Below are 16,465 nucleotides of genomic sequence, written 5' to 3' on the forward strand. Positions count from 1 at the left end.
CAGGAGGTCGATGGCAGGATGAACTGGTATGAAATGCGAGCACATGAAGTGGAGGAAAGAACGAATACGAATGTGGAGGTAGGTCTTACAGAGCAAGAAGCAGAGGGCCGATTAAAGAAATTTGGCACAAATGAATTGCAAGAAGCAAAGCGGCCTTCTGCGCTTATGGTGTTTTTAGCGCAATTTAAAGATTTTATGGTACTTGTTTTATTTGGTGCTACAATTATTTCAGCTTTTTTAGGAGAGTATATTGATTCGATTGCAATTGTTGCAATTGTTATTATTAATGGTGTCCTCGGTTTCTTCCAAGAGAGGAAAGCTGAAAAATCGTTGGAAGCTTTAAAAGAATTGGCAGCTCCTCAAGTTACTGTACTAAGAAATGGGAAGTGGATAAAAGCGCCGTCAAAAGCGCTTGTACTGGGTGATATTATTAAATTTTCTAGTGGTGACCGTATTGGCGCGGATGTTCGCCTTGTGGAATCTTCAAGTTTATATATTGAAGAATCGGCTCTTACAGGAGAGTCATTGCCTGTACAAAAGAAGGTAGATGCGTTACAAGGTCAAGATGTTTCAATTGGTGATCAAAAAAACATGGCATTTATGGGGACGATGATAACGAGAGGTGCTGGAACAGGGGTAGTCGTAGCAACTGGAATGAATACAGCTATGGGGCAAATTGCAAATATGTTGCAAAATGCTGAGCAAATGGAAACGCCATTACAAAGAAGATTAGAACAGCTTGGAAAAATTTTAATTATTGTTGCTCTTATTTTGACGGCTCTTGTTGTACTAGCTGGTGTATATCAAGGGAATGAAGTGTATCACATGTTTTTGGCTGGGGTTTCGCTTGCTGTTGCAGCTATTCCAGAAGGATTGCCAGCTATCGTTACGGTTGCGCTATCACTTGGTGTACAGCGTATGATTAAAAAGAGGGCAATTGTGCGAAAGTTGCCAGCTGTAGAAACGTTAGGCTGTGCTTCTGTTATTTGCTCAGATAAAACAGGAACAATGACACAAAATAAAATGATGGTAACACATATGTGGTCAGGCGGAGAATTGTGGAAAGTAACAGGTCAAGGCTATGAGCCAACAGGTTCGTTTATGAAAGGTGAAGAAGTAATTGACCCTACTAAGACGAAATCACTGTATCAACTACTTACATTTGGCTGTTTATGTAATAATGCGAATGTTATTCAAAAGAAAAAGACGTATGTGTTAGATGGAGATCCAACAGAGGGAGCTCTCGTTGCTGCTGCAATGAAGGCGGGAATATCACGTGAAGCTCTTAAAGGAAAGTTTGAAGTCATTCGTGAATTTCCTTTTGATTCAACTAGAAAAATGATGAGCGTTATCGTTCGTGATCGTGAAGGTAAAAAATTTGTTATTACAAAAGGAGCACCAGATGTTCTTTTGCAGATGAGTCAAACAATTTTGTGGGGAAATAAGCAGCAGCCTTTAAGTGAAATGTATCGAAAAGAAGTGCAGGCAGCGATTCATAGTTTAGGAAGTCAAGCTTTACGAACGATTGCGGTGGCATTTAAACCGTTAAAAGCTACAGATTCAATTGAACATGAAAGAGAAGTCGAGCAGGATTTTATGCTTGTTGGAATACAAGGAATGATAGATCCGCCAAGACTAGAAGTGGCGCAAGCGGTGAAAGAGTGTAAGGAAGCTGGTATTAGAACGGTAATGATTACGGGAGATCATAAAGTGACGGCAATGGCAATTGCGGAACAGCTAGGGGTTTTACCGGCGGGTGGACGCGTTGTTGAAGGTGTAGAACTTGCGAATATGGATGTAGAGGCATTAGAAGATATTGTAGAAGATACGTATGTATTCGCTCGTGTGTCTCCTGAGCATAAATTGAAAATCGTTAAGGCGCTGCAAAATAAGGGACATATAGTAGCTATGACAGGTGATGGAGTGAACGATGCTCCAGCTATTAAAACAGCTGATATAGGGATTGCGATGGGAATTACAGGGACAGATGTTGCAAAAGAAGCTTCTTCACTTGTGTTGTTAGATGATAACTTTGCTACGATTAAATCGGCGATTAAAGAAGGTAGAAACATATATGAAAATATTCGGAAGTTTATTCGGTATTTGTTAGCATCTAACGTTGGTGAAATTTTAGTTATGTTATTTGCGATGTTACTTGCACTGCCATTGCCGATGGTTCCAATTCAAATTTTATGGGTGAACTTAGTTACTGACGGTTTACCAGCGATGGCATTAGGTTTGGATAAGGCTGAAGGAGATGTGATGAAGAGAACACCACGCCATCCGAAAGAAGGGGTGTTCGCTAGAGGGCTTGCGTGGAAAATTATAAGTCGTGGTTTTTTAATCGGAGCAGTGACATTAGTAGCGTTTATTATTGCATTTAACCAGCATCCGAATGAATTGAAGTATGCACAAACGGTAGCCTTCGCAACATTAGTACTGGCTCAGCTTATTCATGTATTTGATTGTCGTAGTGAACATTCTATATTTCACCGCAACCCGTTTGGAAATATATATTTAGTAGGGGCGGTTATTATTTCTTTACTGTTAATGCTTGTAGTTATATATTATCCACCATTACAGCCGATTTTTAGCACAATGCCGATACAAGCACGAGATTGGTTGTTAATTGGAGGATTATCATCTATTCCGACCTTCTTATTAGTAGGGTCCTTATTAACAAGAAAAAAGGGGAAAAAGAAAAAGCCGCTGTTATATAAGAAGGGATTAAACTTGAAATAGTCAATGATATGAAAATATGATATAATTTACAGAAGGTAGTAGAGTCGCATCTCTATTGCCTTTTTCATTGAGTTATTTCATGGCTTGGATGTGATAAAGATGATTTGTAGTATGACAGGATTTGGAAGATCGAAGGTAGAAAACGATACTTTTCAAATAACAGTAGAAATGAAGTCGGTGAACCATCGTTTTTTAGAAATGAGTATTCGGCTTCCGAAGCAAATGATGGCGTTTGAAGACAAGATTCGTAAAATAATTGCAAAGCAAGTTCGCCGTGGACGTATTGAAGTGTCTATTAGTATAACAGGCGAAGGGCTTGTTGAAAGAAAACTAACTGTGAATTGGGAACTTCTCAAGCAGTACCAATCCATTATGGAAGATATAAAAGGGAAATTTCAATTACAAGATTCTATTACACTCGGGCAACTAATGGGAATGCCAGAAGTAACGGCAGTTGAAGAAATAGAAAATGTAAATGAACAATTTGAAACCGGTTTATATGAAGCTGTTCGTCAAGCTGCTCATATGTTGAAAACGATGAGAGATGGCGAAGGAGAACGATTACATAAAGATATAGCATATCGTTTGCAAGAGATTCATAATTGTGTAAATGCAATTATTCCACATGCACCAATTGTTACACAAAAATATCGTGAACGATTAGAAAATCGCTTAAAAGAATTACATAACCAAGATTTAGATGAACAACGATTGCTGACAGAAGTTGCAATATTTGCAGAGCGTTCAGATATTCACGAAGAATTAGTTCGATTACAAAGTCATTTAGATCAATTTCGTGAAGCACTGCAAATTACAGAGCCTGTTGGAAGGAAAATGGACTTCATCGTGCAAGAGATGCATAGGGAAGTTAATACGATTGGTTCTAAGGCAAATGACTTAACAATTTCAAAATATGTCGTAGAAATGAAAAATAACCTTGAAAAAATTCGTGAACAAGTACAAAATATTGAGTAGCTTTCAAAAAATATATAAAGTTATACGTGGTGGAGAAATCGGATAGACTTACTAGGAGGCGCAAACTATGGCCATGCGGTTTTTAAATATTGGATACGGAAATATTGTATCTGCTCATCGAATTATTGCTATTGTAAGTCCGGAGTCAGCTCCTATTAAACGGACAGTACAGGAAGCGCGTGAACATAATGCTTTGCTTGATGCTACGTATGGGAGAAAAACAAGGGCGGTTATTGTTATGGATGATGGGCATGTAGTATTAAGTCCAATTCAGCCAGAGACGATTGCACATCGTTTGAATAATAAAGAAGATTTAAGTGAGGAAGGGTAGGTTTTACATATTTATGAGAAGTAGAAGAGGATTGCTCATCGTTCTTTCGGGACCTTCTGGTGTCGGGAAAGGAACGGTTCGAAAAGAGCTGTTTAGCCATGAAGACACACGTTTTCAGTACTCTATTTCAGTAACGACACGTAAACCGCGTGAAGGTGAAGTAGATGGTGTGGATTATTTCTTTAAAGAGAGAGAAGAATTTGAAGAAATGATTCGTAATGAAAAGTTACTTGAATGGGCTGAGTTCGTTGGTAATTATTACGGAACACCGATTGATTATGTTGAAAAAACGTTACAAGAAGGAAAAGATGTGTTCTTAGAAATTGAAGTGCAAGGAGCAATTCAAGTTAAGAAAGCCTTCCCAGCAGGTGTATTTATTTTCTTAGCACCTCCAAGTTTATCTGAACTAAAGAACCGAATTGTCGGCCGTGGTACAGAAACTGAAGATGTTATTGAAAATCGTTTAACTGTAGCGAAAGAAGAAATCGAAATGATGGACGCTTATGACTATGTTGTAGAAAACGATCAAGTTGAATTAGCTTGCGACCGAATTAAAGCAATTGTGGTTGGTGAACATTGCCGCCGCGAAAGAGTGGCAAAATACTATAAAGAAATGACGGAGGGTCTATAATTATGTTAAATCCATCAATTGACTCATTATTAACAAAAATCGATTCTAAATATACACTTGTAACAGTAGCTGCAAAGCGTGCACGTGAAATGCAAATTGCTGACAATTGTGTTATTGAAAAGCCTGTTTCTTATAAATGTGTAGGTAAAGCATTAGAAGAAATCGATTTAGAAGTATTAAAATATGTACCAAGCGATGACACAATAATTGATTAAGACATTCTTTTCGACAAATTAAAACATAGACTTTATAATTTTCTATGTAACGGTAACAACCTATTTACAAGTAGGTTGTTATTTTTTTACGATAGGGATGAAAAGGAATCGAAAAAGACGGAACGAAATACTGGTACTGACGAGCTGGAAATTCTATTTCAGTAGAATAAGTTTGAAAAAGAAAGAGGACGAGTCATATGCTAAAAGGGAAAAAGATACTTCTATGTGTAACAGGAGGCATTGCAGTTTTTAAAGCGGCTGCGTTAACAAGTAAATTGACACAAGCTGGCGCTCTTGTAAAAGTAATGATGAGTGAGTCGGCAATGAAGTTTGTTACGCCTCTTACATTTCAAGCACTTTCTCGCCATGATGTATATACGGATACGTTTGATGAGAGAGACTCCGCTGTTATTGCTCATATTGATTTAGCGGATTGGGCAGATGTTGTACTTGTTGCACCTGCTACAGCTAATTGCATTGGAAAGTTAGCTGGCGGTATTGCTGATGATATGATTACAACTACTTTGTTAGCTACTACAGCTCCAGTGTGGATTGCACCTGCTATGAATGTGCATATGTATGAAAATAAAATTGTTCAAAAAAACATGATGACGTTAAAAACATTAGGATATACATTTATTGAGCCTGGGGAAGGTTTTTTAGCATGTGGTTATGTAGCAAAAGGAAGACTGGAAGAACCTGAAGCAATTATTGGACGATTAGAAGAGGCTTTCTCGGAACAACAACCATTGCAAGGAAAACGAATATTAATAACAGCTGGACCGACACGTGAAAAGATTGATCCGGTTCGTTTTATGACGAATTTTTCTTCTGGAAAGATGGGGTATGCGATCGCAGAAGTTGCAGCAGGCTTAGGTGCTGATGTCATACTTGTGTCAGGACCGACAGCATTAGAGTCACCATTACATGTCACAACAATACAAGTGGAATCTGCACAAGATATGTTAGAGGCAGTCCTTCAGCATTATCAGAGTGTGGATGTTGTCATCAAAACAGCAGCCGTTGCAGATTACCGTCCGAAATATGTTCATGATAATAAAATGAAAAAGAAAAATGGCGATGCTGTAATTGAATTAGAAAGAACAGTGGATATTTTAAAAACGTTAGGTGAGAAGAAGGACCGACAGTTACTTATCGGTTTCGCAGCTGAAACGACAAACATAGAGGAATACGCAACGAGAAAATTACGTGAGAAAAATGCAAATATGATTGTTGCGAATGACGTGAAAGCGCAAGGAGCTGGGTTTGGTACGGATACAAATATTGTGACAATGTATAGAAAAGATGGAGAAATCATTGAGCTGCCACTTTTAACGAAGAAAGAAGTGGCTCGTGAAATATTAAAGCAAATAGAAATGATGTTAGAAGATGATTATGTATGAAGTTTGCAAGTGTAATTGTTGATGTACCTGCACGTCAAACAGATCGACCGTTTGATTATATTATCCCTAAAAAATGGGAAGATATCGTGCAAACAGGAATGCGTGTAGTAGTCCCATTCGGTCCGAGGAAATTGCAAGGTTTTATTATTGGCATAAAGGATTCGGTTGAACTAGAAAGTAAAAAGTTAAAAGCGTTGTATGAAATATTAGATGTCACTCCGGTTTTAAATGATGAATTATTAAAACTTGGGTATTGGCTTACAAGTGAAACGTTATGTTATATGATTTCAGCTTTTCAGGTGATGCTTCCGACGGCGATTAAAGCAACATATAAAAAGCGTCTGCAACTTCGTAACCGAGAAGAAGTAGCACCAGAAATTCTTTCTTTATTTCAAGGGAAGGAAACGATAGATTGGGAAGTTATCGAAGCACAGCCGCACCTATATCGCACTATTCAACAAGAAATTAAAAATGGTACGACTGAAGTGGTTTATCAAGTAAAGGATAAAGTGCAAAAGAAGAAACAAAGAGTAGTTCAACCGGAGTTGCCGGCAGATAAATTGGAATTAGCAGCATTTGAACTGAAAAGTAAAAAACAACAAGATGTACTCTATTATTTTGTAGAAAACTACAAAAGTGTACCGTTAAAAAATTTAACAGAAGAATTACAAATAACAGATGCTCCAATAAAAGCACTTGTTAAAAAGGGTCTAATCTCAGAAAAGTATGTAGAGGTATACCGGAGTCCGTATGACGATGATGATTTTGAACAAACGAAACCATTTCCGCTTACTGAGGAACAAAAACAAGTAATTACACCGATTTTGTCATCAATTACAAATGAAACTTACAATCCATTTTTACTATATGGTGTTACAGGAAGTGGTAAGACTGAAGTGTATTTACAATCTATAGCAGTGGTGCTCGAGAAAGGAAAAGAAGCAATTGTGCTTGTTCCTGAAATTGCGCTAACGCCCCAGATGGTAGATCGCTTTAAAGGTAGGTTCGGTTCGCAAGTTGCAGTTCTTCACAGTGCGCTTTCTGTTGGCGAGAAATATGATGAATGGCGAAAGATATTAAGAAAAGAAGTGAAAGTTGTAGTTGGTGCGCGTTCAGCTATTTTTGCTCCATTCGAAAATTTAGGAATCATTATTATTGATGAAGAGCATGAATCAAGTTATAAGCAAGAGGATAACCCAAAGTATCATGCAAGAGATGTAGCAGTGTGGAGAGGACAATACCATAAGTGTCCAATCGTTCTCGGAAGTGCAACGCCGACACTTGAATCGTTTGCTAGAGCGAAAAAAGGTGTCTATGGGTTGCTTACAATGGAAAAACGTATGAACAAACAAGCTTTGCCGACTGTAGAAATTGTTGATATGCGTGAAGAGCTTCGTGATGGAAATCGCTCAATGTTTTCAAAGGCACTGCATGAAAAAATAGCAGATCGATTAGAAAAGAAAGAACAAATGGTTCTCTTTTTAAATAGAAGGGGTCATTCTACGTTTGTGATGTGTCGTGATTGTGGGTATGTCGTACAATGTCCGCATTGTGATATTTCGTTGACATATCACAAAATGAACCATCGTTTAAAGTGTCATTATTGTAGTCATGAGGAAAATATGCCAACGGAGTGTCCTGCTTGTAATAGTACGTATATTCGTTTCTTTGGTACAGGGACGCAAAAGGTTGAAGAAGAAATCACAAAACTATTCCCTGAGGCGCGGGTCATTCGAATGGATGTGGATACAACAAGCCGTAAAGGAATGCATGAAAAATTATTAAAGGCGTTTGGTGAAGAGAAAGCAGATATATTACTTGGAACACAAATGATTGCAAAAGGGCTTGATTTTCCGAAGGTGACGCTTGTTGGCGTTTTAACGGCGGATACGATGCTTCATCTACCTGATTTTCGGGCGAGTGAAAAGACGTATCAGCTATTGACACAAGTGAGTGGACGTGCAGGAAGACATGAATTGCCAGGTGAAGTTGTAATTCAAACGTATACGCCGGAACATTACAGTGTAGAATTAGCAAAGAATCAACAATATGATGTATTTTATGAGCACGAAATGCAAATGAGGCAAATGAGACAATATCCGCCATATTACTACGTTGTACTTGTAACTGTATCTCATCCGGAGTTATTAAAGGCAGTCCAAGTGACGGAAAAAATTGTCGGTCATTTACGAACGCATTGTTCAAGGCAAACAATGGTGTTAGGGCCGGTTGCTTCAGCAATTCCAAGGATAAAAGATAGATATCGTTACCAATGCATGATAAAATACAAACGGGAACCAAACTTAAAGAACGTGCTCAAAATGGTAAATGAACATTATCAAGCAGAAATGCAAAAAGAGCTACAAATCTCAATTGATTTTAATCCAACAATGTTAATGTAGCGGAGGGAAATATGGCAGTTTTAGAAATTGTAAAGCATCCAAATGAAGTGTTAGAAACACCATGCGAAAGAGTAATTAACTTTGATAAAAAGTTAGTGAAATTGTTAAAAGATATGCATGAAACAATGTTAATTGCAGACGGAGTTGGTTTAGCTGCGCCACAAGTGGGTGTAAGCTTAAAAGTTGCTGTTGTTGATATAGGTGATGATACGGGTAAAATTGAATTAATTAATCCTGTTATTTTAGAAAAACGTGGTGAACAAGTAGGTCCCGAAGGCTGCTTAAGCTTTCCGGGACTTTATGGTGAAGTGGAGCGTGCAGATTACATTAAAGTACGTGCACAAAATCGTCGCGGTAAAATATTTTTATTAGAAGCGGATGACTTCTTAGCGCGTGCAATTCAGCATGAAATCGATCATTTACACGGTGTTTTATTTACATCTAAAGTGAAAAGGTATTATGAAGCAGGCGAATTAGAATAGGTTTAAAAGGAGCGGTTTTTGAATGATGAAAGTAGTATTTATGGGGACACCGGACTTTTCTGTGCCGGTGCTTCGTCGTCTTATCGAGGACGGATATGACGTAGTTGGTGTTGTAACGCAACCTGATCGTCCAGTTGGTAGAAAAAAGGTTTTAACACCTACTCCTGTTAAAGTAGAAGCGGAGAAACATGGTATTCCAGTAGTACAGCCGTTAAAAATTCGTGAAAAAGACGAATATGAAAAAGTATTAGCACTAGAGCCAGACTTAATTGTAACAGCAGCATTTGGACAAATCGTACCGAATGAAATTTTAGAAGCGCCAAAGTATGGATGTATTAATGTCCACGCATCATTACTTCCAGAACTTCGCGGTGGTGCACCAATTCATTATGCGATCATGGAAGGTAAAGAGAAAACAGGTATTACAATTATGTATATGGTAGAAAAATTAGATGCGGGCGATATATTAACGCAAGTAGAAGTAGAAATTGAAGAGCGTGAAACAACAGGTTCATTATTTGATAAGTTAAGCGAAGCAGGAGCACACCTGTTATCTAAAACGGTTCCTTTACTAATTCAGGGTAAACTAGAACCAATTAAACAAAGTGAAGCTGAAGTGACGTTTGCATATAATATAAAACGTGAGCAAGAGATAATTGATTGGACAAAAACAGGTGAAGAAGTATACAATCACATTCGCGGATTGAATCCATGGCCAGTTGCTTATACGACTTTGGCAGGACAAGTTATTAAAGTATGGTGGGGAGAGAAGGTCTCTATTACAGAGAAAGCTGAACCAGGTACAATAGTAGCTCTTGAAGAAGATGGATTTGTTGTTGCAACAGGGAACGAGACAGGCGTTAAAATCACTGAATTGCAACCATCTGGTAAAAAGCGTATGAGTTGTTCACAATTTTTACGTGGAACAAAACCTGAAATTGGTACGAAGTTAGGAGAAAATGCATGAGACAAAATGTTCGTGAGTTAGCTCTGGATGGCTTAATTCAAGTAGAAAAAAGTGGTGCATATAGCAACTTACTTTTAAATAATTTGATTGAAAAAAATACAATTGACAGAAAAGATATTGGTTTATTAACTGAAATGGTATATGGAACAATTCAACGTCGTGACACACTAGATTATTATTTACAACCATTTTTAAGAAAAAAGGTTGAAGCGTGGGTAAGAGTGTTGCTTCGCCTATCTCTATATCAAATGCTATATTTAGACCGAGTTCCAGAAAGAGCGGCTATTCATGAAGCAGTTGAGATTGCAAAGCGTCGTGGGCATAAAGGGATTTCAGGCATGGTGAACGGAGTATTGCGTTCAATTCAGCGAGAAGGTGTACCTTCGTTAGAAGAAATCGAAAATCCAGTAGAACGTCTTGCGATTGCAACGAGTCATCCAATGTGGCTTGTACAAGAATGGGCATCCGAATATGGTTTAGAGACAGCAGAGAAAATGTGTGAAGTAAATATGTTGCCACCTGTACCAACAGCACGTGTAAATGTTGATAAAGTAACGGTAGAAGAAGCGGTTGCGTTATTAGCTGATGAGGGTATAGAAGCAAAACGTGGCGAATTGTCAGAGGATGCAATTCAAATTGAAAGAGGAAATGTCGCACATACAGAAGCGTTCAAAAAAGGTTTCCTTTCTATTCAAGATGAAAGCTCAATGCTTGTAGCACGTGCTTTAGAACCGAATAAAGGAGATACAGTTCTAGATAGTTGTGCTGCTCCTGGCGGAAAAACAACTCATATTGCAGAGCGTTTGGACGGAACTGGTAAGGTAATGTCGCTTGATTTACACGCACATAAAGTACGTTTAATTGAACAACAGGCGAAGAGACTTGGTTTAGAAAATGTAGAAACGATGGCTTTAGATGCTAGAAAAGTTCAAGAGCATTTTGCAAATGAATCTTTTGACAAAATATTAGTAGATGCACCATGTTCTGGATTTGGTGTTATTAGACGTAAACCTGATATTAAGTTAGGTAAAGATAAGGGCGATAGTGAAAGGTTATCAACGATTCAACTTGCGATACTAGAAAAAATAGCACCATTGTTAAAACAAGGTGGTCGCCTTGTTTATAGTACGTGCACAATTGAAAAAATAGAAAATGAACAAGTAATAAAGCAATTTTTACAAGAGCATCCTGAATTTGAATGGGATACTACGATAAAAGATCGCATGCCAGAAAAGTTAAATCCGTATATTGATGAAGGTCAAGTACGAATTTTACCGCATTATTTTGCAACAGATGGCTTTTATATTGCTTGTTTAAGAAAGAAGGTGTAGCATCATGGAAACGACTGTAAAAAAACAAAAGAAAAATCTAGAAACAAAGAAACCATCAATTTATTCTTTACAACTTCATGAAATGCAAGATTGGTTAAAGGAACAAGGAGAACCTAAGTTCCGTGCAGGACAAATTTTTGATTGGCTATATAAAAAACGTGTAAAAAATTATGAGGATATGTCAAACCTTGCTAAAGGATTGCGCGATAAATTGTCGAATTCCTTTGATATTACTACTTTAAACACTTTAGTAAAACAAACGTCTTCGGATGGAACGATTAAATTCCTATTCCAGTTATACGATGGATACTCTATTGAAACTGTACTAATGCGACATGAATATGGAAATTCCATTTGTGTAACAACACAGGTGGGTTGCCGCATTGGCTGTACGTTCTGTGCTTCTACACTTGGTGGGTTAAAACGAAACTTAGAGGCTGGAGAAATTGTAGCGCAAGTAGTAGAAGTTCAGCGTGCGCTTGATGAAACAGAAGAACGTGTAAGTTCTCTTGTTGTTATGGGAATTGGAGAACCATTTGATAATTATGATAACTTAATGTCATTCTTACGCATTGTAAATCATGAAAAAGGAATTCATATTGGTGCAAGACATATGACAGTTTCAACAAGTGGAATTGTTCCAAAAATTTATAAGTTCGCTGAAGAAGATATGCAAATTAATTTTGCGATTTCATTGCATGCTGCAAATACAGAGATACGTTCAAAATTAATGCCGATCAACCGTGCTTATAAGCTACCTGATTTAATGGAAGCTGTTAAATACTATGTAAATAGAACAGGGCGTCGTATTACATTTGAATATGGCTTATTTGGAGGAGAAAATGACCAAGTTGAGCACGCTGAAGAACTTGCTGCGCTCTTAAAAGGTGTAAAATGTCATGTAAACTTAATTCCGGTAAACTACGTGCCAGAACGTGATTATGTACGTACGCCACGAGAGCAAATTTTCTTATTTGAAAAGACGCTAAAAGATCGTGGAGTGAATGTAACCATTCGCCGTGAACAAGGTCATGATATTGATGCAGCCTGCGGTCAGTTGCGTGCAAAGGAGCGCAAAGAAGAGACGAGGTGACTAGATGAAAGCCGTGTTTCTATCGGATAAAGGAAAAGTTCGTCAACATAATGAAGATAGTGCAGGAGTTTTTCGCAATTTAGATGGAAATATTTTAGCGGTAGTAGCAGATGGAATGGGAGGTCATCGAGCTGGCGATGTAGCTAGCTCGATGGCTATTCAATTATTCCATGATTATTGGAAGCAAACGCATAATATGAATGAGCCTAAAAAGGTAGAAAAGTGGTTACATACTAACGTTGGAATTATTAATGAGCGCATATATGCTTACTCTAAGCAGCATGCAGAATGTAATGGCATGGGAACAACACTTATAATAGCCATTTGTACATCGAATTTTGTGACGATAGGTCATATAGGAGATAGTCGGTGTTATATGGTATCAGAGGGGAAAATGACGCTTGTAACGGAAGATCATTCGCTTGTAAATGAACTTGTAAGACATGGCGAAATTTCAAAGGAAGATGCAGAATATCACCCGAAAAAGAATGTTTTGTTAAGAGCATTAGGAAATGAAGAAACAGTTGGATTAGATGTTAAAACATTGGTGCTTGAAGAAGATGATCAATTACTTCTTTGCTCGGATGGATTGTCTAACAAAGTTTCTATTGCTGATATGCAACAAATTTTACAATTGAATGAACAGCTCGAGGCGAAGGGAGAGCATCTCATTCAATTAGCAAATGATCGTGGTGGAGAAGATAATATTACCCTCGTTATTATTGATTATACGGATTCGACAAACGAAAGTAGGTGAAGTGCAACGTGCTGATTGGAAAACGCTTAAATGACCGTTATAAGCTGCTGAAAATGATTGGCGGTGGAGGAATGGCCAATGTATATTTAGCTCATGATGATATACTCGGCCGAGATGTAGCGGTAAAAATATTAAGACTCGACTATTCAAATAACGAAGAGTTTATTAAACGTTTCCATCGAGAAGCGCAATCTGTTACAACGTTGTCGCATCCAAATATTGTGAATATGTATGATGTTGGGGAAGAGGATGATATATATTATCTTGTAATGGAATATGTACCTGGACGAACATTGAAGCAATACATAATTGATCGAGGGATGTTACCGATAGGAGAGGCTCTTGATATAATGGAGCAGTTAACGTCCGCTATGGCACACGCCCATCATTTTGAGATTGTACATCGTGATATTAAACCGCACAATATTTTGATTCGAGATGACGGAGTGGTCAAAGTAACAGACTTTGGAATTGCGACAGCTACAAGTGCAGCAACAATTACACATACAAATTCGGTGCTCGGTTCGGTGCATTATTTATCACCAGAACAAGCGCGCGGCGGTATAGCGAATAAACAATCAGATATTTATTCACTTGGGATTGTTATGTTTGAATTGTTAACAGGAAGACAACCGTTTTCTGGTGAATCTGCTGTTGCAATTGCGTTAAAACATTTACAAAATGAAATGCCATCTCCAAAAAGATGGAATGACAATATTCCACAAAGTGTTGAAAATATTATATTAAAGGCAACTGCGAAAGATCCGTTCCATCGATATCAATCTGCTAACGCGATGAAACGAGATATTGAAACAGCACTATACCCAGAACGAATAAATGAACAACCATTTTACATACCAGAAGATATGGAAGCAACGAAAGCGATTCCAATTATTCAACAAGAACAACTATTTCAAAATGTAAGTGATGAAACGATTGTATTAAAAGGAAGTAAAGTGGATGAACAAGTAAGAAAAGAAGAGACCAAATCAGGTAAGAAGAAAAAGCGAAATAATAAATGGCTGAAAGTTTTAATTACAACATTTTTACTTTTAGCGATAGGGATAACATTAGCACTTACTGTTATTCCAGGCTTCTTTATTCCGAAAGATGTGAAGGTTCCTGATGTGGCTGGTATGAAATATACGACAGCTGTAAATACATTAGTTGAAAAAGGTTTTGAAGTTACTGAACCTAATCTTGTATATACAGATGATGTTGAAGCCGGAAAAGTGATAAAAACAGATCCTATAGCAGGAAGAGTAGTGAAAGAAAACTCTAAAATTACTATCTATCAATCAGGTGGGAAAAAGAAAAGTAAGATGCGTGATTTGACAGGAAAAGATTTCGAGAGTATAAGAGCTGAGTTAGAAGAAGAATATAAACAAGTTACAATAAATTATATTGAAAATGATAAGCCGAAAGGTGAAATTGTAGAGCAAATACCAACGCCTGATCAAATGGTTATAGAGACAGAACAAGAACTGAAAATTTGGGTAAGTAAAGGACCTTATCAAATAAGACCAGGTGATTTTTCAGGATGGACTGAAAATAGTGTAAAAGGTTATTTAAATGAAAGAAAGCTTGTTTCTGATATAAAAAGAGAGTATTCAGATACGGTTGATAAAGGTCTTGTTATTTCACAGTTACCAAAGCCTGGGACACCTTTAAAAGAAGGAGATAAAGTATCGATTGTTATCTCCGATGGTCCGAAGCCTAAAGTGACGAAAACGGTAAAAGTGGATAACATTTCTATCCCATATGAAGCTTCTGCAACAGGTGAGAAAAAGCCGCAAACAATAGAAATTTATAAAGAAGATATGCAGCAAAAAATGGATAAACCAGTTGAAACGAGAACAATTACTGAGTCAGCGATTATTTCTTTAGAATTTGTAATTCAAGAAGGTGCAAAGGGACACTATAAAATTGTCCGAGATGGAGTAACGATTATGGACAAGGAAGTACCATATCCAGCTCAATAATAGTGAATTCCATCGTCCTTATATAGAAAATGGAATTTATTACTCTTGCCTGTTATGCTGTCTACATCGTGGACTGTATAACAGGCAAAAATATATGATTCAAAAAGCTGTAAAAGTGATACTGTTGTAAATAATATTTCAAATTTGATGGTAGATTAAATATATGAACCTGGATATATATTTGGTGGGCTTTGAACTAATTGTTTAAAGAACGCTAGTCTATTCATATTTAATTGCAGTTTCATTTTATACAAAATAAAGGAGAATTATATGCCAGAAGGAAAAATTGTAAAAGCTCTAAGTGGGTTTTATTATGTGCAGAATGAGGAAGGGATTACACAATGTCGTGGGCGTGGTGTATTTAGAAAGAATAAAATTACGCCACTTGTAGGAGACCAAGTTGTTTTTCAAGCGGATAATCCGAATGAAGGTTATGTGTTAGAAGTATTTGATCGGAAAAATGAACTTGTTAGACCTCCTATTGCTAATGTTGATCAAGCTATTCTTGTTTTCTCTGCGGTAGAACCAGATTTTAATCCAGGACTGTTAGATCGATTTTTAGTATTAATTGAATATCATAACATTAAACCAATTATTTGTATTAGTAAGATGGATTTAGTAGATGAAAAAATGAGAGAAACTGTTGAATCTTATGCAAATGATTATCGTGAAATGGGTTATGATGTGTTGTTTACTTCTATAAATACATCGGAAAGTATTGATATTCTGAAACCATTCTTAGAAGGTTGTATTTCCGTCGTTGCAGGCCAATCTGGTGTTGGGAAATCTTCAATGCTAAACGTATTACGTCCAGATTTAGAATTGAAAACTAATGATATTTCTTCACATTTAGGACGTGGAAAGCATACGACAAGACACGTAGAATTAATTACAGTTGGAAGCGGACTTGTTGCGGATACACCTGGTTTTAGTTCGCTTGATTTCATAGATATAGAGGTAGAAGATCTTACATATTGTTTTCCAGAGTTGAAAGAAGCGAGCCAATACTGTAAATTTAGAGGGTGTACACACCTTGCTGAACCGAAATGTGCGGTGAAAGCTGCGGTTGAAGAAGGAAAGATTACCGAATATCGTTATAAGAATTACAAACAATTCGTAGAAGAAATTAGAGAGAGAAAGCCGAGGTATTAGTC

Annotated in this window: 14 protein-coding genes; all 14 read left to right on the forward strand. The window is 37.3% G+C overall.

Going from position 1 to position 16,465, the window contains the following annotated elements:
- Positions 1 to 18: 18 nt before the first annotated feature.
- The 14 genes from JFU20_RS23095 to rsgA all read left to right on the forward strand — a co-directional run bounded on the left by JFU20_RS23095 (position 19) and on the right by rsgA (position 16,463).
- Positions 19 to 2,742: a calcium-translocating P-type ATPase, SERCA-type gene (locus tag JFU20_RS23095; RefSeq protein WP_002014490.1), complete on the forward strand. Its 2,724-nt coding sequence runs from the start codon at positions 19 to 21 to the stop codon at positions 2,740 to 2,742.
- Between the two features lie 99 nt (positions 2,743 to 2,841).
- Positions 2,842 to 3,717: a YicC/YloC family endoribonuclease gene (locus tag JFU20_RS23100; RefSeq protein ID WP_002088227.1), complete on the forward strand. Its 876-nt coding sequence runs from the start codon at positions 2,842 to 2,844 to the stop codon at positions 3,715 to 3,717.
- A gap of 67 nt (positions 3,718 to 3,784) precedes the next feature.
- Positions 3,785 to 4,048, forward strand: a complete 264-nt coding sequence (gene remA, locus JFU20_RS23105; RefSeq protein ID WP_001251456.1) for an extracellular matrix/biofilm regulator RemA — start codon at positions 3,785 to 3,787, stop codon at positions 4,046 to 4,048.
- A gap of 13 nt (positions 4,049 to 4,061) precedes the next feature.
- Entirely contained in the window at positions 4,062 to 4,679 is a 618-nt protein-coding gene (gene gmk, locus JFU20_RS23110; RefSeq protein ID WP_002014492.1) for a guanylate kinase, read from the forward strand.
- Between the two features lie 2 nt (positions 4,680 to 4,681).
- Positions 4,682 to 4,894, forward strand: coding sequence for a DNA-directed RNA polymerase subunit omega (gene rpoZ / locus JFU20_RS23115; protein WP_002014493.1), 213 nt, complete (start codon positions 4,682 to 4,684; stop codon positions 4,892 to 4,894).
- A gap of 197 nt (positions 4,895 to 5,091) precedes the next feature.
- Entirely contained in the window at positions 5,092 to 6,297 is a 1,206-nt protein-coding gene (gene coaBC, locus JFU20_RS23120; RefSeq protein WP_002014494.1) for a bifunctional phosphopantothenoylcysteine decarboxylase/phosphopantothenate--cysteine ligase CoaBC, read from the forward strand.
- On the forward strand, positions 6,294 to 8,699 hold the full coding sequence (gene priA, locus JFU20_RS23125) for a primosomal protein N' (RefSeq protein WP_201038911.1): 2,406 nt from the start codon (positions 6,294 to 6,296) through the stop codon (positions 8,697 to 8,699). The genes coaBC and priA overlap by 4 nt, the downstream gene beginning before the upstream one ends.
- Before the next feature lie 11 nt (positions 8,700 to 8,710).
- Positions 8,711 to 9,181, forward strand: a complete 471-nt coding sequence (gene def / locus JFU20_RS23130) for a peptide deformylase (RefSeq protein ID WP_201038912.1) — start codon at positions 8,711 to 8,713, stop codon at positions 9,179 to 9,181.
- 22 nt (positions 9,182 to 9,203) lie between these two features.
- Positions 9,204 to 10,148, forward strand: coding sequence for a methionyl-tRNA formyltransferase (gene fmt / locus JFU20_RS23135; protein WP_002014498.1), 945 nt, complete (start codon positions 9,204 to 9,206; stop codon positions 10,146 to 10,148).
- Positions 10,145 to 11,479 carry a 16S rRNA (cytosine(967)-C(5))-methyltransferase RsmB gene (gene rsmB, locus JFU20_RS23140; protein WP_002128834.1) on the forward strand — a complete coding sequence of 445 codons (1,335 nt, stop codon included), beginning with the start codon at positions 10,145 to 10,147 and terminating at the stop codon, positions 11,477 to 11,479. Before fmt ends, rsmB begins: the two co-directional genes overlap by 4 nt.
- Before the next feature lie 4 nt (positions 11,480 to 11,483).
- On the forward strand, positions 11,484 to 12,572 hold the full coding sequence (rlmN, locus tag JFU20_RS23145) for a dual-specificity RNA methyltransferase RlmN (RefSeq protein WP_002014500.1): 1,089 nt from the start codon (positions 11,484 to 11,486) through the stop codon (positions 12,570 to 12,572).
- A gap of 4 nt (positions 12,573 to 12,576) precedes the next feature.
- Positions 12,577 to 13,329, forward strand: a complete 753-nt coding sequence (locus JFU20_RS23150; protein WP_002014501.1) for a Stp1/IreP family PP2C-type Ser/Thr phosphatase — start codon at positions 12,577 to 12,579, stop codon at positions 13,327 to 13,329.
- An 8-nt stretch (positions 13,330 to 13,337) separates the two neighbouring features.
- Positions 13,338 to 15,311: a Stk1 family PASTA domain-containing Ser/Thr kinase gene (gene pknB, locus JFU20_RS23155; RefSeq protein ID WP_002014502.1), complete on the forward strand. Its 1,974-nt coding sequence runs from the start codon at positions 13,338 to 13,340 to the stop codon at positions 15,309 to 15,311.
- A gap of 270 nt (positions 15,312 to 15,581) precedes the next feature.
- Positions 15,582 to 16,463, forward strand: coding sequence for a ribosome small subunit-dependent GTPase A (gene rsgA, locus JFU20_RS23160; RefSeq protein WP_002014503.1), 882 nt, complete (start codon positions 15,582 to 15,584; stop codon positions 16,461 to 16,463).
- Positions 16,464 to 16,465: the final 2 nt, after the last annotated feature.

This window comes from Bacillus sp. TH30 (assembly GCF_016650875.1).
In the GTDB taxonomy this organism is placed as follows: Bacteria; Bacillota; Bacilli; order Bacillales; family Bacillaceae_G; genus Bacillus_A; species Bacillus_A mycoides.